28 protein-coding genes and 1 other annotated feature are annotated in these 19,433 nt (G+C 50.5%); of the genes, 12 read left to right on the top strand and 16 right to left on the bottom strand.

Going from position 1 to position 19,433, the window contains the following annotated elements; translation table 11 throughout:
• Positions 1-276 precede the first annotated feature (276 nt).
• The 5 genes from ectA to FGB90_RS13920 all read left to right on the top strand — a co-directional run bounded on the left by ectA (position 277) and on the right by FGB90_RS13920 (position 3,815).
• Positions 277-795, top strand: a complete 519-nt coding sequence (gene ectA / locus FGB90_RS13940) for a diaminobutyrate acetyltransferase (RefSeq protein WP_306419239.1) — start codon at positions 277-279, stop codon at positions 793-795.
• Positions 796-1,040: 245 nt separating this feature from the next.
• Positions 1,041-2,321 (top strand): diaminobutyrate--2-oxoglutarate transaminase, encoded by a 1,281-nt coding sequence (ectB, locus tag FGB90_RS13935; protein ID WP_138811456.1) that lies wholly within the window; start codon positions 1,041-1,043, stop codon positions 2,319-2,321.
• A gap of 247 nt (positions 2,322-2,568) precedes the next feature.
• Positions 2,569-2,955 carry an ectoine synthase gene (locus tag FGB90_RS13930; protein ID WP_138811455.1) on the top strand — a complete coding sequence of 129 codons (387 nt, stop codon included), beginning with the start codon at positions 2,569-2,571 and terminating at the stop codon, positions 2,953-2,955.
• Positions 2,956-3,157: 202 nt separating this feature from the next.
• Entirely contained in the window at positions 3,158-3,481 is a 324-nt protein-coding gene (locus tag FGB90_RS13925) for a hypothetical protein (protein ID WP_138811454.1), read from the top strand.
• Positions 3,482-3,515: 34 nt separating this feature from the next.
• Positions 3,516-3,815, top strand: a complete 300-nt coding sequence (locus FGB90_RS13920; protein WP_138811453.1) for a hypothetical protein — start codon at positions 3,516-3,518, stop codon at positions 3,813-3,815.
• Positions 3,816-3,883: 68 nt separating this feature from the next.
• Here FGB90_RS13920 and tyrS read toward each other — a convergent pair whose 3' ends face one another.
• From tyrS to FGB90_RS13880, 8 genes are all read right to left on the bottom strand, one after another.
• Positions 3,884-5,134 (bottom strand): tyrosine--tRNA ligase, encoded by a 1,251-nt coding sequence (gene tyrS, locus FGB90_RS13915; protein WP_138811452.1) that lies wholly within the window; start codon positions 5,132-5,134, stop codon positions 3,884-3,886.
• A 187-nt stretch (positions 5,135-5,321) separates the two neighbouring features.
• Positions 5,322-5,542 (bottom strand) — a binding site (T-box leader).
• A 54-nt stretch (positions 5,543-5,596) separates the two neighbouring features.
• Complete coding sequence (locus tag FGB90_RS13910) at positions 5,597-5,863, bottom strand: hypothetical protein (RefSeq protein WP_138811451.1); 267 nt, start codon at positions 5,861-5,863, stop codon at positions 5,597-5,599.
• Positions 5,832-6,386, bottom strand: coding sequence for an RNA polymerase sigma factor (locus tag FGB90_RS13905; RefSeq protein WP_138811450.1), 555 nt, complete (start codon positions 6,384-6,386; stop codon positions 5,832-5,834). Before FGB90_RS13905 ends, FGB90_RS13910 begins: the two co-directional genes overlap by 32 nt.
• On the bottom strand, positions 6,376-6,747 hold the full coding sequence (locus FGB90_RS13900) for a group-specific protein (protein ID WP_138811449.1): 372 nt from the start codon (positions 6,745-6,747) through the stop codon (positions 6,376-6,378). Before FGB90_RS13900 ends, FGB90_RS13905 begins: the two co-directional genes overlap by 11 nt.
• Positions 6,748-6,804: 57 nt before the next feature.
• On the bottom strand, positions 6,805-7,341 hold the full coding sequence (locus FGB90_RS13895; RefSeq protein WP_138811448.1) for a DNA topology modulation protein: 537 nt from the start codon (positions 7,339-7,341) through the stop codon (positions 6,805-6,807).
• 88 nt (positions 7,342-7,429) lie between these two features.
• A complete protein-coding gene (locus FGB90_RS13890; RefSeq protein ID WP_138811447.1) occupies positions 7,430-8,140 on the bottom strand; it encodes a hypothetical protein in 711 nt (236 codons plus the stop codon).
• Positions 8,137-9,024, bottom strand: coding sequence for an ABC transporter ATP-binding protein (locus tag FGB90_RS13885; protein WP_138811446.1), 888 nt, complete (start codon positions 9,022-9,024; stop codon positions 8,137-8,139). Before FGB90_RS13885 ends, FGB90_RS13890 begins: the two co-directional genes overlap by 4 nt.
• Complete coding sequence (locus tag FGB90_RS13880; protein ID WP_138811445.1) at positions 9,021-9,392, bottom strand: GntR family transcriptional regulator; 372 nt, start codon at positions 9,390-9,392, stop codon at positions 9,021-9,023. The genes FGB90_RS13885 and FGB90_RS13880 overlap by 4 nt, the downstream gene beginning before the upstream one ends.
• Positions 9,393-9,697: 305 nt before the next feature.
• Here FGB90_RS13880 and FGB90_RS13875 point away from each other — a divergent pair, with 305 nt between their 5' ends.
• The 3 genes from FGB90_RS13875 to FGB90_RS13865 all read left to right on the top strand — a co-directional run bounded on the left by FGB90_RS13875 (position 9,698) and on the right by FGB90_RS13865 (position 12,410).
• Complete coding sequence (locus FGB90_RS13875; RefSeq protein ID WP_171051835.1) at positions 9,698-10,678, top strand: phosphotransferase enzyme family protein; 981 nt, start codon at positions 9,698-9,700, stop codon at positions 10,676-10,678.
• Positions 10,679-10,792: 114 nt separating this feature from the next.
• A complete protein-coding gene (locus tag FGB90_RS13870; RefSeq protein ID WP_138811443.1) occupies positions 10,793-11,515 on the top strand; it encodes a class I SAM-dependent methyltransferase in 723 nt (240 codons plus the stop codon).
• A complete protein-coding gene (locus FGB90_RS13865) occupies positions 11,499-12,410 on the top strand; it encodes an aminoglycoside phosphotransferase family protein (RefSeq protein ID WP_138811442.1) in 912 nt (303 codons plus the stop codon). Before FGB90_RS13870 ends, FGB90_RS13865 begins: the two co-directional genes overlap by 17 nt.
• On the opposite strand, the gene FGB90_RS13860 is transcribed toward FGB90_RS13865, so the two are convergent.
• The 7 genes from FGB90_RS13860 to FGB90_RS13830 all read right to left on the bottom strand — a co-directional run bounded on the left by FGB90_RS13860 (position 12,407) and on the right by FGB90_RS13830 (position 16,532).
• A complete protein-coding gene (locus tag FGB90_RS13860) occupies positions 12,407-12,880 on the bottom strand; it encodes a VOC family protein (RefSeq protein ID WP_138811441.1) in 474 nt (157 codons plus the stop codon). The genes FGB90_RS13865 and FGB90_RS13860 overlap by 4 nt on opposite strands.
• An 80-nt stretch (positions 12,881-12,960) precedes the next feature.
• Complete coding sequence (locus FGB90_RS13855; RefSeq protein ID WP_138811440.1) at positions 12,961-13,524, bottom strand: GNAT family N-acetyltransferase; 564 nt, start codon at positions 13,522-13,524, stop codon at positions 12,961-12,963.
• A 65-nt stretch (positions 13,525-13,589) separates the two neighbouring features.
• Positions 13,590-14,576, bottom strand: a complete 987-nt coding sequence (locus FGB90_RS13850; protein ID WP_138811439.1) for a D-2-hydroxyacid dehydrogenase family protein — start codon at positions 14,574-14,576, stop codon at positions 13,590-13,592.
• 250 nt (positions 14,577-14,826) lie between these two features.
• The gene (locus FGB90_RS13845; RefSeq protein ID WP_138811438.1) at positions 14,827-15,306 is read right to left on the bottom strand and encodes a DUF2306 domain-containing protein; all 480 of its coding nucleotides are present in this window, start codon (positions 15,304-15,306) and stop codon (positions 14,827-14,829) included.
• A gap of 6 nt (positions 15,307-15,312) precedes the next feature.
• Entirely contained in the window at positions 15,313-15,882 is a 570-nt protein-coding gene (locus tag FGB90_RS13840; protein ID WP_138811437.1) for a hypothetical protein, read from the bottom strand.
• Between the two features lie 12 nt (positions 15,883-15,894).
• Entirely contained in the window at positions 15,895-16,113 is a 219-nt protein-coding gene (locus FGB90_RS13835) for a hypothetical protein (protein WP_138811436.1), read from the bottom strand.
• Between the two features lie 143 nt (positions 16,114-16,256).
• Complete coding sequence (locus tag FGB90_RS13830) at positions 16,257-16,532, bottom strand: hypothetical protein (protein ID WP_138811435.1); 276 nt, start codon at positions 16,530-16,532, stop codon at positions 16,257-16,259.
• A gap of 124 nt (positions 16,533-16,656) precedes the next feature.
• Between FGB90_RS13830 and FGB90_RS13825 the strand changes: the two genes are divergently transcribed.
• From FGB90_RS13825 to FGB90_RS13810, 4 genes are all read left to right on the top strand, one after another.
• Positions 16,657-17,439, top strand: coding sequence for a class I SAM-dependent methyltransferase (locus tag FGB90_RS13825; protein ID WP_138811434.1), 783 nt, complete (start codon positions 16,657-16,659; stop codon positions 17,437-17,439).
• A 75-nt stretch (positions 17,440-17,514) separates the two neighbouring features.
• Entirely contained in the window at positions 17,515-17,775 is a 261-nt protein-coding gene (locus tag FGB90_RS13820) for a hypothetical protein (RefSeq protein WP_138811433.1), read from the top strand.
• 35 nt (positions 17,776-17,810) lie between these two features.
• Positions 17,811-18,242 (top strand): hypothetical protein, encoded by a 432-nt coding sequence (locus FGB90_RS13815; RefSeq protein WP_138811432.1) that lies wholly within the window; start codon positions 17,811-17,813, stop codon positions 18,240-18,242.
• A 35-nt stretch (positions 18,243-18,277) separates the two neighbouring features.
• Complete coding sequence (locus FGB90_RS13810) at positions 18,278-18,586, top strand: TIGR04104 family putative zinc finger protein (protein ID WP_138811431.1); 309 nt, start codon at positions 18,278-18,280, stop codon at positions 18,584-18,586.
• Between the two features lie 65 nt (positions 18,587-18,651).
• On the opposite strand, the gene deoC is transcribed toward FGB90_RS13810, so the two are convergent.
• Positions 18,652-19,299: a deoxyribose-phosphate aldolase gene (deoC, locus tag FGB90_RS13805; protein ID WP_138811673.1), complete on the bottom strand. Its 648-nt coding sequence runs from the start codon at positions 19,297-19,299 to the stop codon at positions 18,652-18,654.
• Positions 19,300-19,433 lie beyond the last annotated feature (134 nt).

Genomic DNA, 19,433 nt, shown 5'->3' with positions numbered 1-19,433 from the left:
GTTTATAAGGAATAAATGGCATAAGATTGGATGTCTAAAGTGAAATCGGTTGCAATCGAGCCCTTTCCATAGTTATTTCTTATCTTTTGATAATGAGTGGGTTCCTTCTCCATAAGGCGGGATATATAGCTGAATATGCCAGATGGCAGCGTTTGCCTATCGGGCATGGTCTTACTATGCTTAATAATGTTGTCGCACAAATGAAAATATTTTGTTAAAGGAGAGGGTTCTTATGAAGGATAAGACCACGTTCTACTTTAGAGGTGATTATTTTACGTGAAGAGTAAATTAATGCCGCCTATTGAAAATGAAACCCTTACTTTAACAAAACCGGGAGTGGATGACGGCGCTGCAATGTGGGAACTCGTAAAAGACTCCACGCTCGACCTGAACTCCCCCTACAAGTACTTAATGATGTGCAAGTTCTTTTCGGAAACATGCGTGACGGCTAAGGTGGATGACCGCCTGGCTGGATTCATTACGGCTTTTATCCCGCCCGAGGCAGACGATACAGTATTTGTGTGGCAGGTCGGTGTGGATCCGTCCTACCGGGGCCGCGGGATTGCAGGGCGCATGCTTTCCGAATTGATGTCGCGTGACATCTGCAGACAAGTCCGTTATCTCGAAGCCACAGTAACTCCGACGAACGAAGCGTCTGACAGCCTGTTTAAGGGCTATGCCCGGCGCAGCGGCGTTCACTGTGACGTTAAGCCATGCTTTCCGTCCCGGCTTTTTCCCGGTGAGGGACATGAGGCCGAACTGACATACCGAATCGGTCCGATTAATGAAAAGTAACATCCGTAAGATAAAAAAATTTCTTTGCTGAGGGCAAATGGTATTAAGCGTAAGACGGCGACTCCAGCGACGAGCGTTTACCTCGTGAGTTCGCTTCGAGTTGCTTCGACGCAGACACATCGGAGGGTTACTTGCAGAGGAAGAAGCAGGAATTCCTTTCTTTAATCCACCCCCGGAAAGCGTCCGTCTGCAGCTGCAGAACTTTTGCTTAAGCAGAAAAAACTTGCTGGAGGTAATTTTTCAATATGACGAACAACAACCTGAGTGTATTTGAAGAACTTGAATCGAGTGTCCGCAGTTATGTAAGAAGTTTCCCTGCCGTTTTTACAAAGGCGAAAGGATCGAAGCTGTGGGACGCTGATGGAAGAGAATATCTGGACTTCTTTTCCGGGGCCGGAGCACTGAACTACGGCCACAACGAACCAAAAATGAAAGAAAAACTCGTGGAGTACATCCAGAACGACGGGATTACCCACTCTCTAGATAAAGCAACGGATGCAAAAGGAGAATTTCTCCGCAGATTTAACGACGTAATCCTGAAGCCCCGGGACATGGAATACCGCGTCATGTTCCCGGGACCAACAGGCACAAACACGGTTGAAAGTGCCCTGAAGATTGCCCGGAAAGAAACGGGACGCACAGACGTAATCAGCTTTACCCGCGGTTTTCACGGTATGACGATTGGGTCGCTCGCTGTTTCCGGAAACTCCACGAAACGGGCCGGAGCAGGGATTCCACTTAACAACACGGTGACCATGCCGTACGACAACTTTGTAGACGAAGAGGACAGCCTCGACTACCTGGAGCGTTTCCTTGAGGATAACGGAAGCGGGGTTGCGATCCCGGCTGCTGTGATCCTTGAAACGGTTCAGGGTGAAGGCGGACTGAACACCGCCCGCGTGGAGTGGCTCCGACGCGTCGAGGAGATCTGCCGCCACTGGGGCATCTTCCTCATTATTGACGACGTCCAGGCCGGTGTTGGACGTACAGGCACATTCTTCTCGTTTGAAGAAGCCGGGCTCAAACCGGACGTGATCTGCCTGTCCAAATCCATCGGCGGATACGGCCTCCCACTTGCTATTACCCTGATAAAACCGGAGTACGACAACTGGTCACCAGGTGAGCATAACGGGACGTTCCGCGGAAACAACCATGCATTCATCACTGCTGCCGAGTCCCTTTCCTTCTGGGAGGACGACTCGTTCGAAAAGAGCATTCAGGCAAAATCCAAGCGGATTACGGAATTCCTCAACCGCATTGTGGAAGAGCATCCTGAAATTCAGGGAGAGGTCCGGGGCCGCGGGTTTATGCAGGGCATCGCCTCACCGGTTGACGGTCTGTCCGAGCGCGTCGCTTCGGAAGCGTTCAAGCGCGGCGTGATTATGGAAACGTCCGGCGGGAAAGATGAAGTATTCAAGCTGTTCCCTGCGCTCACGATGACTGATGAAGAGCTCGAGCAGGGCTTTAATATTATTGAGGAAAGTGTCAACAGCGCCGTTTCGGTTTACAAACAGGCAGCCGACTAAAACAAAGATTCAGCAATTCATCTACTAAATCTATAATAAGTATACCTCCGGTCAGCAAACCTTTATTATGCGTAGCTGACGCCAACAGCGAGACTCCTGCGGCAGTGGGGGCCAGGCGAGACCCCGTAGAGCGAAGCTCGCGGAGGCTCGTCGGCACCGCCGCGGAAAGCGAGCGGATGGCGTTCAGCGGAGCTTCGCAAAACTGACGGAAGGGTATATTCATTAAATCTATACAGGAGGCGATCCTATGAAGGTCATAAAACTTGAAGATATCATCGGGACAGATAACGAAGTAAAAGGGGAAAACTGGACGAGCCGCCGCCTCGTGCTGAACGATGTGGGCATGGGCTACTCGGTTCATGACACGGTTATTAAAGCCGGTACCGAAACACACATCTGGTACCAGAATCATCTGGAGTCCGTTTACTGCATCGAAGGCGAAGGGGAAGTTGAAACGCTTGCGGACAACAAAGTTCATCCAATCTCTGCAAACACTCTTTACGCCCTGGACAAAAACGATGAGCACCTGCTCCGTGCGAAAACTGACATGCGCATGGTATGCGTGTTCAAGCCGGCACTAACCGGCCGCGAAATCCATGATGAAAACGGTGTTTATCCGCTTGTGGAAGCGTAAATAAGCATTCAACCCCGCACGGCTGATCCGGCCGGCGGGGTTTTCTTATTCCAGGTCAGGCTTCCGTAAAAATATCATATTAACTGTAATTCCGCTGAGGTTACCGTCATCGGGGCTTTTCCCGTATATTCAGCTATGTACTGATCAGCTGGAAAACGTTACAATTTTTTTATAATTACTTACCAATGCGAGGTGAAGGAGAATGAAAGTCATTACCCTGTGCGGATCGACAAAATTCAAAGATGCTTTCCGTGAAATGGAGAAGAAACTCACACTCCAGGGACATGCCGCCATCAGTCTCGGCTTTTTTGAGCAGAGTGAAGGGGTGGCAATTACCCCGGAGCAGGAAGCGATGTTCGAAAAAATTCATCTGCGTAAAATTGATCTGGCCGATGAAATCTTCGTCATTGATGTGGACGGTTATGTCGGCAAAAGTACTGCAAACGAAATTCATTACGCCAAAAGCCGGGGCAAAGCTGTAAACTACTATTCACAGATTGAAACCAACTCTCTCTCCCATTCGTAAATGAAGCAGACTGGATCGGAAAGGAGTCGGTACGATGGAAATCTTTCTTCTTGCACTACTGATTTCGGCAGGTGGTCTGCTGCTGTTTAATTATCTTATGGGGTACCGTAAAGACAGGATTATCATTGACTTCAGGGAACGTTACACTGATCTCGGTGATCATATGAAAGCTGTCAGAGAACAACTTGAAAAGGACGGAAAGAGAGCGGAAATCAGCGGCTACCGGTCACTCCTAATCGACGGAAGTCCCTACCTCTTCACAGAACGCACCGTGAATGTGGGCGGAGTCCCGCTGCAGCGCACCATCCTAAAGCCTGTGAAAAGGACTACATAAACCAATAGATTTAAGAAGAGGGCCCAGACAGGATGCTTCCATCCTTTTGGGCCCTCTTCGTATGTTTCCTATTGATTCAGATTAAGCCTGGCAAACTTTCTTTTCCCCACCTGGACTACCATTCCGTCCGCTATTTTAACCTGCGTTTTCGGATCCTCCACTGTTTCGCCGTCGATTTTTACCCCGCGGTTTGCGACCATTCTGCGCGCTTCGCTTTTTGACGGGAGGAAACCGAGCTTTGTCAGAAGTTCCGTGACAGGTGTGTCTGCCGGGCCGTCCCACGTAACGGCCGGGATTTCATCCGGAGCATTGCCTTTACTGAACACAGAGATGAACTGTTTTTCAGCCTGCTCTGCCGCCGCCTCATCGTGGTACAGGGCAACGATCGCCCTGCCCAGCTGCATTTTTGCATCACGGGGGTGAAGTGAGCCTGACTCGAGAGCAGCCTCTTTCTTCCGGACTTCCTCCAGCGGCAAATCCGTGATGAGTGTGAAGTATTTGATCATCAATTCATCTGGAATACTCATGGCCTTACCAAACATTTCGGCAGGAGCTTCGTCAATGCCGATGTAGTTGTTCTTCGACTTTGACATTTTCTCCACACCGTCCAGCCCTTCAAGGAGCGGCATGAGCATCGCCACCTGCTTACCCTTCCCAAACTTTTCCTGAAAATGGCGCCCCATCAGAATGTTAAACTGCTGGTCGGTGCCTCCCAGTTCCACATCACTTTCAAGGACAACCGAGTCGTAGCCCTGCATGAGCGGGTAGAAGAACTCATGAAGGGAGATCGGCTTCTGGTCGGACATCCGCTTCTCGAAGTCATCCCGTTCGAGAAGGCGGGCTACCGTAATCTGCCCCGCAAGATTAATCACGTCCTCAAAATCAAGCTTTGCGAGCCACCTGGAATTGTAATGCAGCTCCACCTTTTCCATATCGATCACTTTGCCGAACTGCTCAAAGTACGTCCGTGCGTTCTCTTTCACCTCTTCATCGGTCAGCTGTTTCCGGGCCACCGACTTTCCCGTTGGATCACCGATTTTTCCGGTAAAATCGCCGATAATGAGCTGAATCGTGTGGCCGTTCTCCTGAAACTGGCGCATTTTGTTCAGCACCACCGTATGACCAAGGTGCACATCCGGCGCCGATGGATCGAGCCCGAGCTTGATTTTAAGCGGACGGCCCTCGATGACGGAGCGTGCCACCTTTTCCTCAAGATCCGATGCAGGAATCACCTCATGGGCCCCTGCCAGATACAGCGCCATCTGCCTTTCTGTTTCTTTTTTCTGTTCTGCGGTCAGTTTCTCTGTCCAGGTGCTCATGATCTGTTCCTCCATTCGATTATTTTTTATCCCTAAACTGCGCGAAGCACTTTTCCACAGTAAAGGATTGGACTGCTTCTGCTGGTTATTGGACCACTTTCTCTCCGAATTGAACCACTTTTACACTTAATTGAACCATTTGCCAACGCTCGTCACCGAAACCAGCACAAAAAACCACGCCCCTCATAAAAGGGACGTGGCTGCACGCGGTACCACCCTTGTTGAAGAGACACGCAGTCTCTTCCACTCACTTCCGGTAACGGTTCCGGTCCGCTGCCTGCTACTTCAGCACGTTCACAGACAGAGCTCGAGGAGGTAATTCGCGGGCATCTTTGTACCGGTTCACAGCGGCCACCGGCTCTCTTAAACAGGGAGATGCACACTACTTATTCCTGTCACAGCTTTTGCGTCATCTGATTACAAACATTTATACACCGGTCCGCTCCCGCTGTCAACTGTATTTCACAAAAACAGGTATACACCCGCCTGAAGAATCATCAGTCCGGCACCTGCTGCAGCCGGTAAAACTGCAAGCCGCACAGCCCCGCCGTCTAATACCTCGACCCGGTCGAATGGATTTCTAGCCGGCGAACCGAGATAGCGGAAGAATCCTGCCAGACGCGAGCGCCGCACAGGAATCTCCGGCACATCAACATGATCTGATTTCATATGATAACGGACAAGCGCATCGTCCTCTTTAAACCTTTGTTCGTTCCCGCCGTTCTTCATCCAGCTCCCCCTCCAGTTCCCTTCTCAGCTTACTGACACCGGAAAAAATCCGCGATTTCACCGTGCCTTCCGCAATACCAAGCACATCAGCAATTTCCCGGTGCCTGAGATCGTGATAATAATAAAGAATAACTGCTGCACGCTGTTTTTCCGGCAGCCTCAGGAGCGCCTCGCGGATCGTCACACGGTCCTCCGGCGAAGCCTCCGACACCGGATCCGGCACCAGGAACGGCATGATTTTCTGCCACTTTTTCCGCCGGTTCACGCGATTGATCATGAGCGTATAGCCGATCCGGAACAGGTACGTTTTTACTCCGGCTTTCTCCGGCCGGTAAGCAGACCGGCTGCGGTAGAACTTCAGAAACGTATCCTGCACAAGATCCATACTCATCTGCTCGTTGCGGGTAAAGCGGAACAGAAATGCGTAAAGTGGCGGGTGGAGGTGTTCATACAGGCGTTCGAACGCCTCCTCGTCCCCCTCCTGAAAACGCGTGGCAAGAATACCGAGCTGCTCATTCTGCATGAGCCTCACCGTAATGAGCCCGGATACTTTTATACGTGTTCGTCAGTCTCATGACAAAGTAAATCATCGTTACGAGCGTCCACGCCTGAGACTGGTTCGTGAAAAACTGGACGTAATTGTTTTCCACTGTATAACCTCCCGAAATCAGGAAGTTCAGGATCTGCACGCAGATCACAGTGTATACAGCAAGCACAACTGTCAGCGTGTCAAAGTAGTTCCATCTGAGAAAAATGGTCGTCTTCCTGTAGTTGATCCGCCTGTTTTCACGGACGATATACTTCCGGTCCATTGGAATCGCTATACTGAGAATGACAATAAGCATCACCCCTGCAACGATCATAGAAACGATAAATCCCGACATATTTAACCCTCCCTGCTGATCTCCTTACTCCTTATACCAGCGGCAGAAAGGAATGGTTCATTTTTCCACTATATAAAAATCGCCCTTTTTTTCCGCCTGCCCGAGAAATTCCCGTACTTCCTTTGGTGACTGGAGAATAACAACCTGCTTTTCCCTTTTCACAGATTCAAGCTTTTCAAGAATTCCAGGACGTCTCTTCTCCGGGTACTGCCATACCCACTTTAAAAAATGCGGGGAGACCCGCTCCACACAGCCGTCCGCCATGTCCGGGCGGGGGCGTTTCCGGTAAAGGAGGCTGCGCTTAACCACCCGCCATGCACACGTGATCCGCGGCAGATCCAGAAAGATCACCGTATCTGCTGCATCCAGACGTATGTCCATTGTACTGCCGTAGTTTCCGTCTATAATCCAGGAATCCTCCTGTACAAGTTCGTGCTGCACTTCCCGCTGCTGCTCTTTCGGCACGCCGACCCAGCCGGGTTTCCAGAACAGCGTATCCAGGTGGTGAACATCGATATCTATCTTTTCACCAAGCTCACGGGCAAACGTGGACTTTCCCGATCCCCCCGAGCCGATAACTGCAATTTTTTTCATGCAAAACGCCCCCTTCCCAACACTATTACCCTCATTTTACCAGAAAAAAAAGGAAGCCCCTCCTGAGAGGTGCTCCCTATAAAAGTATTTACTTGAGTGAAGCACTCTCTTTGAGATAGATGTTGAGGCGAACGACGAGCAGATACGGCAGGCTGAATGCCAGAGCAGCAAATACAAGCGGGATGGCAAACAGTTCAACCGCACCGCCTGTCATAATCCAGGAAACGATCTCTCCCCAGAAACTGTTCCGGATCGGACTGTACATGACACTCAGGGCCACAACACCACCTGCAATCATAAGCGGCAGACCCCCGTATTTATAATAAAGAATCGAGAAGGCAAAACTCAGGCCGAGCGCCATCAGACTGGTTGAAAAATCAAACAGGATAACCGTAAACACCGTTTCCTCCACAGGGAGCAGGCCAAGAAGGTGTATGAGATCCATACCGCTGGTCAGTCCCTGGGCAAGCGGGCCGAAAGAATAGTAGACAACACTGTGAATAGCCGTCCCGATCGCTGCAAGAACGAGGGCACTGAGCACGACACCAGTGTAAAGCTGATGACGGGTGCTTCCCATTGTGGAACCATAATTGAGGCCGAGTTTAAACAGCTGGGCTCCAATAACGGCAAAATAGATATACATCGCTGCGTTCGTCTGAAAAATAACCTCACTGGGTTCGTATATCATGGACAGCGCAATCCCGAGTACAATAAACCCGAGAAGAATACTCCAGAACCAGACAAACGATTTGCTCATCTCGATCCAGATAATCTGCCATATTCCTCTCTGCTCTTTCATGACCATACCCCCTCTTTTTTCCGGTCTGTTTTTCTCAGCAGGTAATCCTGGAGGCTCGGTGTTTCCATCGTAATATCCTGCTTTTGTGCAAGCTGCCACGGTTCGCCTGTTTTTTCCACGAGGACCGACGCTGAACTGCCCAGTGTTTTCACTTCCAGGGCCTCAGGGTGTGAAATGACTTCCTCCAGTTCTTTTTTGCGCCCTGTTACGTATACAGCACGCTCCCGGATCGATTCAATCGGCTCGTGCAGGATCAGTTCCCCGTCGTGAAGCACGACCATGTCTTCAATGTACGCCTGAAGCTCCTGAATGAAGTGGGTGGACAGCATCACGGTCCGCTCCCCTTCCTCGAGCTCCGAGATCAGAAGATTATAGAAAATTTCCCTAACTGCAGCATCAAGTCCGTTGGTCGGTTCATCAAAAATGGTAAACGGAGCCTTGCTCGCAAGGCCGACGGTCAGGGCCACTGCCGTTCTCATCCCTTTGGAAAGAGTCTTTACTTTTTTGCCCGGGTCAAGGGAAAATGCTCTCAGACTGCTTTCAGCCATTTCAGGATCCCATGCCGGGTAAAAATAAGCGGCAACTTTCATAACATCACGGATACGCCACGCCGGGTTTAATGGATGGTTTTCCTGAATGAAACAGATTTTCCCGAGCGCCCGGCGGTTTTCAAAAGGTTCCTCGCCAAACAGGGTGATCGAGCCGTGCTGGGGCTTCAGAAGACCTGTCATCAGCTTCATCAGTGTCGTTTTTCCCGCGCCGTTTCGTCCCCAGAGGCCGTATACTTTTCCCTGTTCAAGGGAGAGGGACAGATCTTTCAGCCCCTTTTTATCCCTGCTGTGATAAAATGTCAGATTCCTGATTTCCACCACCGTCTCCGTCATTCCCTCTCCACTCCTTTATTCAAAAGTTCTGCCAGTTCGTCAGGTTCCATGCCTATCCGCCTGGCTTCTTTTACAAGAGGTCTCACGTACTCGTCGTAAAATTCCTCTTTTCGCCGGTTCATCAGTTTCTTTTTCGCCCCTTCTGCCACAAACATGCCGATCCCCCTCTGTTTATAGATCAGTTCATCGTCCACCAGCGCCTGAATCCCTTTCCGGGCCGTTGCCGGGTTAATACCGTAAAACTTCGCCAGTTCATTGGTGGATGGAATCATATCCCCTTCGGCCAGTTCATCCTCAAGAATGTCCTCTTCCACCCACTCCTTGATCTGCTGGAAGATCGGGCGGTTTTCATCGAGTTTTTTCTTCATCGCTTCACCAACTTCTTTTTCAGTCTCAGTGTATGCTCACGTTGTTTGGTTAGTTACTTGAGTAATTAACCATAATACTACACAACCTTTTCACCGGCGTCAATCATTTTTATTTCTTTTCGTTCGACAGAACCCGCATCTCCTGTGACAAATCCTTCACTTTCTCCTCATAAAATTTACAACAGTTTTGACGAAACTTTCAGATATTTGTGATAAACTTAACAGTAGATAAGGCGAGGCCCGTTCAGTTGGTTGAAGACGATGCTATGGACGCAGAAATTGAAGCAGTACAGGAGGCGTTAATTATGGAAACCTACATCGACCAGCTGTTTACAGATGACGTATTTTTGGAAGGCATACGGAAATTCGGCGTGGAAAAAGTAAGGAAAGTCGGGGATTTCGAAAATTACGTCTTCGAAGGTGTCCGCGGCAGCCGGAATGTCATTCTGCGTTTTACCCACTCCAGTCACCGGGATTATGAGGAAGTTGCAAGCGAACTAGACTGGCTCATGTTTCTGAGCGGAAAAGGAGCCGGGGTCAGCCCGGCACTCACGAGTGTGGAAGGCAGGCTCATTGAAACTGCCGCTGTAAAAGACAGTACGTTTTATGTGACCCTGTTCGAGAAAGCTCAGGGCAGCCCTGTAAAAATTAAGGAGAAGCTCGAAGACATCCGGCTGATTCACGCCTGGGGCAGGGAAACCGGCCGCCTCCACCGGCTCACCAAACAGTACAAACCTCCCGCTCACATACGAAAACGCGCCGATCTCGTTGAATCCTTTGAAACCCAGTTTGCCCCGTTTCTGCCTCACGGGGATAAAAAAATCGTCTGGCAGATCCGCAATGTGATCGATACGCTGAAACAGATCCCGAAAACACATAACCGGTACCAGCTTATACATACGGATCTCCATTCCGGGAACTTTTTTTACGACGGCAGTACCATTAATATCTTTGACTTTGACGATTCCGCCTATCATTTTCTGGCCAGTGACATCGCCATTCCGCTTTACTACTCGATGCTTCACATTCAGGATGACCATGCAAGGGCGGAAAAAGCGAAACGGTTCCTGAGCCGGTTCATGCAGGGCTATACCCAGTATTCGGAAATGCCGCCGCAGCTCTTTAAGGATCTGCCCCACATGCTCCGATTCCGTGACTGCGAGCTGTTCGGTGTGCTTCATAAAAAGTGGGACGTGGAAAACCTCACGCCCGAGCGCCGGCAGTTCCTTAACGGGATCCGCTCCCGCCTTGAAAGCGGCCGGGCGATTGTCACCATTCAGATTTAAACCCGTATAAAATACCGCGCCCGGGAACGGACGCGGCTTTTTTCTTTGATAAAATGGGAAACATTCCCTTCTAATTGTGTTAATGCATTTTGATATCCGGAGGTGCCTTTCATCATGAACGCACGCGTAAAAGAAACGTTCGACCGACTCGCTCACAGGTACGAACATCAGGTCGACAGCGAAAACGTATACAACGCCGAATACGAACGTCCGGCGATGATGAACCAGCTTCCCGGCAGTCTCCATGGAAAGGATGTACTTGATGCCGGCTGCGCTGCCGGATGGTACACGGAACAGCTCCTTGAACGCGGTGCTTCCGTCACAGCAGCCGATCTCAGCCCCGAAATGGTCCAGGCTGCCAAAAGGCGGATTGGCCAAAAAGCGGAGGTGCTGGAACTGGACTTCTCCGCACCTCTGCCGTTTAAAGGAGAATCATTCGACTATGTCGTATGCTCACTCTCCCTTCACTACATACGGGACTGGCCACCAGTATTTTGTGAGTTTTCCCGTGTGCTCAAACCGGGTGGCGTGATTCTTTACTCGGTCCACCACCCCACTATGGATGTGGGGCTTTCAAAGAGCGGCGATTATTTCGGTCACGAACTGATCGTGGATGAGTGGAGCACAGACCAGGGCCCGGTCCGGGTGCCTTTTTACCGCCGTCCGCTGCAGATGATTCTCAATGACACTCTGGATGTTTTCAATCTCGAGCTGCTCATCGAACCACAACCCACAGCGCGTTTCCTGGACAAAAATCCTGAAGGGTACCAGAAGCTGATGACGCGCCCGAATTTTCTGATCGTGAAAGGGAGGAAACGGGATGAAATCTCTGCCTGAATCATGGGAGAAATATAAGAGCGAGCTTGAAGTCACCGGAAAGCCGGTGAAGTGGGAACTCCTAAGAAAGTGGCAGTATTCCGAGGTGTGGAGAATCACGTTCTTGGACGGAAGTACCGCTATCGGGAAAATAGGGACGGGCCATCCTGCCCGGGAAGGTGCTGTCTACAGAGAACTCCTGGGCCCACTTCCGGTCAGTCAGCCCTGCGTTTACCATTCTTCCACAGACGGCGGTACAGGTGTACTTCTAATGGAAGACCTGAAGGGACGGACACTCGAACAGGAGCCATCCGAAACAGGGTATATCAGAGCTGCTGAACAGCTCGCCATCATCCGGAAAGAAGCTTCCGCCCCTTCAGGAAAATTAAAGAACCAGGAACCCTATAAGGTGACACCACGGGATACGTTACATACACTCACATCCATGACAGGAAATTCCTATCTTGATAAGGCACAGAAACAGGTATTGAACCATCTGCTGCAGATGCTGCCGCCACACCTGGAAAAGCTTTACCGTCATTTTCCCGCGACACTGTGCCACAGCGACTATTTTCCGAAAAACCTGATCGTAAATGGTGACAGCATCACCCCCGTTGACTGGGCGCTGGCTTATGTAAGCCCCGACCTTGGGGATCTGTACTGTCTTCTATTGGCAGCCGAAGGGGATGGTCTGGACAGGGATGCTGTTTTGAAAGCCTTCACCTCAAAAACAGAGCCAACCCTTACAAAAGACCTCGACTGGCAGCTCACGCTTGGAGGCATCCTCTGGACCGTACGGATGCTTGACTGGACGCTCAGGTACGGGATTGGTCATATGCCCATTGCCGGGGAGTGGCTGCCCGAAATGATCGAAGACCTCGAGACTCTCTCCGGAAAACTTCCGCACTCGCCTTAGTTGTTGAAATGACGGTTACCGGTCCTTCTCTCAAATTCATCGAATGAGAGCTTCTCTTTTACCTGTTTTAAATGGTCAGGCACGTCGACAAAGCACATGAGCTCGAGGCTGTTGCCGTCCGGATCCTCGAAGTATACCGATCCGTTGCCCTGCCACGGCCGGATAAAAGGATCGGCTGACGTGCGGCCGCCAAACGGAACGACTGTGGCGCCTGCATCCTCAAGCCACTTCCGGGACCTTTTCATATTCTCATAACCCGCTCTGAACGCCACGTGTTTCAGCGAGGGGTGGTACGGTGTTCTGTACTCCTCGCCTTCCCAGAGGCCGAGCCAGCTTTTTTCCTTCTCGATCCAGTAAAACAGGGTATCCCCTGCATCACAGGCCAGTTCCAGCCCGAGCTTTTCGTAAAATGCAGCAGCCCTCTTCAGGTTTTTTACCGGCAGATGAGCTTCATAAAGTCCTTCAATCATAAAAAACGCCTCCTCACTGTTTATACATTCATCATAAGCAGGAGAAGACGTTTTTTCGTGAGAGCAGTGATTGAAAATGTCTAAGACCGTGGTCTCAGATTCCGTTTTTCCCACTCCGGTTTTAAAAGGGAGAAAACGAGAGCGTCGTGTGACCGGCCACCCTGGTACAGATAACCGCGCAGTGTCCCCTCTTGCCTGAATCCAAACCGCTTAAGGAGTCCGGTGGAAGCCTCGTTTTCAGGAAAAGTCACAGCCCCTGTGCGGTAAAGATCGAGTTCCTCAAAGGTGTACTTCAGCACGTGTCCAAGGGCTTCGGACATGATTCCACGGTTATGATAGTCAGGGTGAAGCTCGTATCCGATCTCTGTCCGTTTACTGAACATATTCAGGGCATTGAGGCCAATGGTGCCGGCAAACTCACTGTCCTCTTTATGAATAATTCCCCAGCGGATGCCCCGTCCCGCCTCAAATGTCTGCCCGAACGAGGCAACGATTGCTGCCGCCTGCTCGATTGTTTCAAGGGCATCCATACCGTAGTACTTCATCACATCCGCTCTTTTCATGATGTTAAAGTAAGGCGTAACATGTTTCTCATCTATTTTCACCAGCCTGAGCCTGTTTGTTTCCAGTTCGGGAAAGGACATGATTCAGTGCTCCTTTTTTATGGATTAAAAAACTCGCCGATCTACAAAAGGTATAATGATTCGTTTTATCGATTATCTCCTTTTTCTTTTCGCTCGAGCACTTCCGGATTCTTAATCCGGATCGGCTTTCCTTCCACAAAAAAGGAAAGGATGTTCTCCGCAGCCGAGGTAAAAAAGCGATTGAAGATCGTATCCGTCTTCCATCCAATGTGAGGTGTGAGAATCACGTTGTCCATTTTTCGGAGTGGATTATCCGAGGGAAGCGGCTCTTCTGCGAACACGTCGAGCCCGGCACCGGCAATCCGCTTTGTTTCCAGTGCCTCGATCAGAGCCTGTTCATCCACAATTTCACCCCTGGAGGTGTTGACGAGAAAGGCATCCCGGCGCATGAGGGAAAACTGTTCCTTTTTCAGCAGATGTCTTGTCTCCGGTACCAGGCGGACAGCGGTCACAATGAAATGGGAGTTCTGAAGAAGTGTTTCAAAGGAGACATATCCGACGCCTTTATCCCTTGCCCTTTCCTCAGTCAGCCTTGGCCCCCACGCGATGACGTTCATCCCGAATGCCTGCGCTGCTTTTGCCACGCCTGAACCGATTTTTCCGAGACCGATGATGCCCACCGTCTTTCCCTCCAGGCCAAATCCGACAGATTCCGTCCACTCTCCCGCTTTCATTTCCTCGTCGAGGCGTGGAAGCCTCCGCGCGTGGGACAAAATGAGTCCGAAAATAAGCTCCACCACTGAAGCAGACCCTCCCGGGGTCGTCGCCACAGGAATCCCGAGCCGGGTCGCCTCCTCCAGATCCAGATGGGCAAGTCCTCCTCCGGTCTGGGCAATCAGCTTCACGTTCTTCATGCTTTCCAGCACAGGCTTCGTAAAGCTTGTCCGCTCTCGGATCGGTAATATGATGTCTGCATCCTGTATCCTGCTGATGAGCGTGCCGTGGGAGGGCTGATCGTCGTAGATGTGCACATCAAAGTGACGCTTTAGTTCCTCCAGACGCGGATGCGCTGAAAAGAGATGTTCCCAGTCATCCAATATAACGAGTTTCATAGCAGAACCTCACTCTATTCTTTATAGTCGGGACCATAAGCTTCCCAGAATACCTTCCTTTTTCGACTTCTGTCATCACTCGGCTGATCTCTGTTTCTGATGGCCTGAATCTATGCACAGACCCGCATTTCCGGCAGGTAATCATCGATTTTTCCAATTGCCTGCCGGAGGGAATGCCAGATCTGATTCCAGGAAAACCTTCGTCCTCACTTTTCCCATGCTGAGAATTTCATCGCCCCCAGCTTCCCTTCTATGAGGCGATCGGCTGCTTCGGCTGGCGTTTCCGCCGGTATTTTCTTCCGACAGCGTAGATGGCCGGCGAACCGATTACGGTGGGCAGGAGCCAGAACACGAGAATCGGCACATCACCAAGCATGGGCACTTTATGGACGTTCACCACGATAATGGCAGTGATCACAGCGATGTAGGAGCCCAGCATGCCGCCGATATGGGTACCGATCCAGCCTTTCTGCCTCCGCTTCCCTGCAAGATAACCGGTCAGTGCCAGAGCGTAGGAAAAAATTCCGATATAAAACAGGTACGCACTCCCGCTCCAGTTCCATACCGCCATCAAGGTGGAGGTGAGAAAAATAACGATGTACGCTCCGTGATAGATTTCACCTGATACAGAATGACGTCCGCGCTTTTTCCTGAAACTCATGGCCATCAGACCGCTGATGAGGCAAATGGTACCGGCAGCAATGTGCACCATTAACATAAAATCAAACATCTCTGTTTACCTTCCTTCCCCCTCGGCCAGGGCCTCGATGCACTGTTCCCGGATTTGCCACACATCCTTCAGCTCATACGGCAGGTTTTCTGTTTTAATCCACTCGCTTGTGTACCGGCGGTGAAACCTGACTTTATCCTCGCCGATCTGTTCAGGGGTGATCGCTTTTTCCGCGGTGATTCCTTCCGCTTTTGCTCCCGGACGGGTAAAATCAAACCTCTCATCATTGAACTTGAGGTAGCAGTGTGCCTCGGGCACGTGCGTTAATCCATGCCGTGACAAAACCGGCCCCGTTCCCGGTGTGTTCTGGCCGTTCATCTGATAGATTCCGGTGTACAGCCTGATGTCATCTTTACCGTGCTCCCCGCAGAGTGCTGCCAAAAGGGCGTGCTTGGTACTGCAGGTGCCTTTCCCCTCGGTCAGGATGAGCCTGTAGTCACTTCGGTCGGTGTTTCGTCCGTAAGGCAGATCCCGGACAAACGCGGCTATTTCATGAAATGTGCGAAACCCGAGGCGCAGCACCGTCTCCGACACCGGCCCCCGGCTTTGTATCATAAAATCAGGAAGGTCTCTCATCCGGCCACCTCCTTAATAGAGTAATACGGAAAGGATATATCCAATCACCGCCACGGTCAGCTTGGCTTTCCGGTTCTGTTTCTGGTTCATAAAGTAGACAATCACAAGTCCCACAGGCAGCTGAATCCAATCAATATTGATCGTAAATGTGCCGAGAAGCTGATATCCGATCAGTTTCAGAATCAGGTAATCTTCTGGCAGGTCTTTTGAAAGATTCCAGCCAATAGCCACGGTGAGGGCAGTGATGATAGTGAATAAAAGTAAAACGATGATGTGAATCCCTTCTTTCTTTTCATGCTGTTACGGGCGATCGTCCCACGGCTCAAGTATACCGGCAACGGTCACTGGAGTTGGGCGGCTGAATGGCTTCAGCCTCAGCCCATGAGTTTTATATTGTAAAGCAGCAGCTGGAACATAATAAACGCGGCGGCAGGCAGGATTGTGAACACGAGGAGGAGTGTGTTCCACGACACTGACAGTAAAAGCGTTGGCGTTGCCGCCAGAGCAGCCGGAAGGGCGTACATTACAGCTGCGGTTAAAAATGAAAGAACAAGGCTGAGTCCCAGCTTGAGTCCTTTTCTTTCTCCCTTTGCCGCCGTAAAAGCTGCAAAGCTGGCGATAACCGTAATGAACAGTAATGGAAAAAACATGGTTCACCCTCACTTTGGAAAAAATGGAAACTGGTTTAATTTTATCATAACTTTCAAACAGTTTTGTTACATGATACGATGAAAACAGATGAGTGGAAATTTGTAACAAAACGGGAGGTTACTTATGGGTGCACTCTACGATCGGATCGGGAAAACCTACGATACTACCAGGAAAGCGGATCCTGAGATTACGAGAAGACTGCGGAGCCAGCTTCACGTAAAAGACGGAGCCAAAGTGCTGGATGTGGCCTGCGGCACAGGAAACTACACAGTTGCACTGGAGAAATCCGGTCTTGACATAACCGGATGCGATATCTCTGATGAAATGCTTGAAAAAGCCCGGGACAAATCACACTCTATTACATGGGACGAAGCGAATGCCGGGAATTTGCCCTATGAGGACGGCCAGTTCGAAGGTGCCGTCTGTACGCTCGCTATTCATCATATGCAAACACTGCTTCCTGCATTTAAGGAAGTGTTCCGTGTCATGCGCAGCGGACGATTCGTTATTTTCACCTCGGCACCAGAACAGATGGACAGGTACTGGCTGAAGGAATATTTTCCAAAAGCAGTTGATGAGTCGGCCAGCCAGATGCCCATGCCAAAGGAAGTGAACCGCACCCTGATGCAGGCCGGGTTCCGGATCGTCGGCCACGAGTCCTTTCTCGTGCAGCCGGATCTTCAGGATTTCTTTTTGTACAGCGGCAAGTTCGATCCTTCAATGTACCTCGACCCTGATGTACGGGCGGGAATTTCCACCTTTTCCTCTCTTGCGTCTGAAGAGGAAGTAACGGAAGGATGCCGCCGGCTCCAGGCTGACATCGAATCCGGACAGATTGAAGAAGTTCGTTCCCGCTACCGCAGCAGCCGCGGGGATTATCTGTTCATCGTGGCGGAGAAAGTCTGACAGTTTATCTATTAAGGAAGGTCGTGTTCTGCTATTTTTGAAGGTATTTTAATTTACCTGATTCTGATCCCGCTTTTGGCGGTTGTATGCGGAGCCGCCGTCCAGCTGAAAACGGGCAAATGGTGGCTGAACCCGATTGCTGCCTTCACAGTTTATGGTATCGGGCATGCTGTGGCGGAGATAGGGTTCTACGGAAATCTTTCACCCGGTAATCTTTTTTATTCTATTTTCACCATTTATACGATTATTGTGATGAGCTGGGCGCTCATTGTTACAACGATAATCAAAGGGAGGAAGAACCTGGAGGAAATGAACGACCCCCAGGCTCCTTCGTGAGGCCCGGTTACTCTTAAAAGGTTTGGAATGGTTGAATGAAAAAGCAACACTTGATCATTACTGGAGCTGCAGCAGTCATCATCTTCTTCTCTATTAAAACCTATGACGATTACAGGGAGAAAAGCCTTGATGACGTTATGGCCTATGATACCTCGGAAGTTGATTCACTGGTGATGAACCATGAACTGATTACGGACAACGAGAGGCACGCAGAAGAATTATCAGCGTATTTAAGCCAGTACCAGGTAAGGAAAATGAGAAACCGAGACTGGGATCCCGATGTTTCCGGAACGAAAGGGTTTGATGTTTCCATTAACGGTGAGGATGGCACGCTTGCATGGGCGGGCATCTATGAAGATCGATTACACCTTTACAGCAGGTCTGCTTATTACGAGATTTTAAACGGGCCGATTGATATGGGTTGGGTTGGCCGGTTTATAGAGGACATCCAGGAGGCATCAGATTGAAAGCCACACCAGAGTAAAAAAGGAGCGAATTGATCGTGCCAACGTGTGAAGGCTGCTGCGCCCGCTGGACATGGCGGGAAACGATGAATAGTCAGCGTCCTGTAATGGAGGCCAGAATCGTCTGCCCACGATGCGGAGCGCGGCAGTACCTGAAGAAAAAGTCACAAAGGCAGTTTTTTTACTTAACACTGCTTATGCTGGTACTAATGTTTATGCCGGGATTCACGACTGATTCTGCCGTCATTCGGCTCACCTTTGTCTTCTTTCCTCCTCTCCTTGTGTTTTTCCTCATTCCATTTGTAATGGAGGTTTCAATTGAGGAAGGGGAGATTGGATGGAAATAGATGTATTTCTTGATGAGACAAAAAGACTGCTCACTCCTGTGACGGAGAGAACAGTCTTTTTTATATTAGTACCCTTCGCCTTTGCCGCCTGTAACGATGGCGATTCCTGCGGACGCACCGATACGCGTGGCGCCTGCCTGTACCATTTTACGGGCCGTGTCAAGGTCGCGCACGCACGCGCTCGCTTTCACGCCCATGTCAGGGCCGACTGCTTCACGCATGAGCCTGATGTCTTCCGGAGTGGCACATCCCGGACCGAAGCCTGTGGACGTTTTAACGAAGTCTGCACCTGCCATTTTGGACAGCATGCACGCCTTCTTCTTTTCCTCCTCCGTCAGGTAGCCGGTTTCAATGATGACTTTAACCGGGGCCTGGCCGTTTGCCGCATGGACGACACCTGCGATGTCCTGCTTCACCTGCTCGTACTCGCCGGACTTGAGGGCGCCGATATTGGCAACCATGTCGATTTCCGTAGCGCCGGATGCGATGGCGTCACGGGTTTCGGTCATCTTTGAAAACGTCGTGGATGCGCCGAGCGGGAATCCGACAACGGTTGTGATCCCTACATCTGAGCCTGCAAGCTGTGCTGCAGCTGTTGGAATCCAGGAAGGATTCACACATACTGTGGCGAATTTATATTCTTTTGCTTCTTCACAAAGTTTGACGATCTGGTCTTTCGTACTTTCAGGTTTCAGTAGGGTATGGTCAATCATGCGGGCGATTTCCGCACCGGTTACAAGACTGCTGGATGAAAAGCCCGATGATGCTCCCTGAGCCGGTTTGGCTGTACTCTGGGACGCTTTTTCCGCCGCGCCTGCGTTAGTAATCTGCTGCATCACCTGGTCGG

The organism is Alteribacter natronophilus (genome assembly GCF_006007885.1).
Lineage (GTDB): Bacteria > Bacillota > Bacilli > Bacillales > Salisediminibacteriaceae > Alteribacter > Alteribacter natronophilus.
Note: the sequence above shows the minus strand (reverse complement) of the source record. Positions and strands in the feature narration are given on the sequence as shown.

What these genes read in the sequence shown, in the direction of transcription:
- FGB90_RS13870 (WP_138811443.1), top strand. Translation starts at nt 10,793, where the DNA reads ATGAACGCACGCGTAAAAGAAACGTTCGACCGACTCGCTCACAGGTAC.
- FGB90_RS13920 (WP_138811453.1), top strand. Translation starts at nt 3,516, where the DNA reads ATGGAAATCTTTCTTCTTGCACTACTGATTTCGGCAGGTGGTCTGCTG.
- tyrS (WP_138811452.1), bottom strand. Translation starts at nt 5,134, where the DNA reads ATGAGCACCTGGACAGAGAAACTGACCGCAGAACAGAAAAAAGAAACA.
- FGB90_RS13910 (WP_138811451.1), bottom strand. Translation starts at nt 5,863, where the DNA reads ATGAAGAACGGCGGGAACGAACAAAGGTTTAAAGAGGACGATGCGCTT.
- FGB90_RS13885 (WP_138811446.1), bottom strand. Translation starts at nt 9,024, where the DNA reads ATGACGGAGACGGTGGTGGAAATCAGGAATCTGACATTTTATCACAGC.
- ectB (WP_138811456.1), top strand. Translation starts at nt 1,041, where the DNA reads ATGACGAACAACAACCTGAGTGTATTTGAAGAACTTGAATCGAGTGTC.
- FGB90_RS13930 (WP_138811455.1), top strand. Translation starts at nt 2,569, where the DNA reads ATGAAGGTCATAAAACTTGAAGATATCATCGGGACAGATAACGAAGTA.
- FGB90_RS13900 (WP_138811449.1), bottom strand. Translation starts at nt 6,747, where the DNA reads ATGTCGGGATTTATCGTTTCTATGATCGTTGCAGGGGTGATGCTTATT.
- FGB90_RS13865 (WP_138811442.1), top strand. Translation starts at nt 11,499, where the DNA reads ATGAAATCTCTGCCTGAATCATGGGAGAAATATAAGAGCGAGCTTGAA.
- FGB90_RS13890 (WP_138811447.1), bottom strand. Translation starts at nt 8,140, where the DNA reads ATGAAAGAGCAGAGAGGAATATGGCAGATTATCTGGATCGAGATGAGC.
- FGB90_RS13855 (WP_138811440.1), bottom strand. Translation starts at nt 13,524, where the DNA reads ATGTCCTTTCCCGAACTGGAAACAAACAGGCTCAGGCTGGTGAAAATA.
- FGB90_RS13875 (WP_171051835.1), top strand. Translation starts at nt 9,698, where the DNA reads ATGGAAACCTACATCGACCAGCTGTTTACAGATGACGTATTTTTGGAA.
- FGB90_RS13880 (WP_138811445.1), bottom strand. Translation starts at nt 9,392, where the DNA reads ATGAAGAAAAAACTCGATGAAAACCGCCCGATCTTCCAGCAGATCAAG.
- FGB90_RS13905 (WP_138811450.1), bottom strand. Translation starts at nt 6,386, where the DNA reads ATGCAGAATGAGCAGCTCGGTATTCTTGCCACGCGTTTTCAGGAGGGG.
- deoC (WP_138811673.1), bottom strand. Translation starts at nt 19,299, where the DNA reads ATGATTGACCATACCCTACTGAAACCTGAAAGTACGAAAGACCAGATC.
- FGB90_RS13830 (WP_138811435.1), bottom strand. Translation starts at nt 16,532, where the DNA reads ATGTTTTTTCCATTACTGTTCATTACGGTTATCGCCAGCTTTGCAGCT.
- FGB90_RS13860 (WP_138811441.1), bottom strand. Translation starts at nt 12,880, where the DNA reads ATGATTGAAGGACTTTATGAAGCTCATCTGCCGGTAAAAAACCTGAAG.
- FGB90_RS13850 (WP_138811439.1), bottom strand. Translation starts at nt 14,576, where the DNA reads ATGAAACTCGTTATATTGGATGACTGGGAACATCTCTTTTCAGCGCAT.
- FGB90_RS13895 (WP_138811448.1), bottom strand. Translation starts at nt 7,341, where the DNA reads ATGAAAAAAATTGCAGTTATCGGCTCGGGGGGATCGGGAAAGTCCACG.
- FGB90_RS13815 (WP_138811432.1), top strand. Translation starts at nt 17,811, where the DNA reads ATGAAAAAGCAACACTTGATCATTACTGGAGCTGCAGCAGTCATCATC.
- FGB90_RS13825 (WP_138811434.1), top strand. Translation starts at nt 16,657, where the DNA reads ATGGGTGCACTCTACGATCGGATCGGGAAAACCTACGATACTACCAGG.
- FGB90_RS13925 (WP_138811454.1), top strand. Translation starts at nt 3,158, where the DNA reads ATGAAAGTCATTACCCTGTGCGGATCGACAAAATTCAAAGATGCTTTC.
- FGB90_RS13840 (WP_138811437.1), bottom strand. Translation starts at nt 15,882, where the DNA reads ATGAGAGACCTTCCTGATTTTATGATACAAAGCCGGGGGCCGGTGTCG.
- FGB90_RS13845 (WP_138811438.1), bottom strand. Translation starts at nt 15,306, where the DNA reads ATGTTTGATTTTATGTTAATGGTGCACATTGCTGCCGGTACCATTTGC.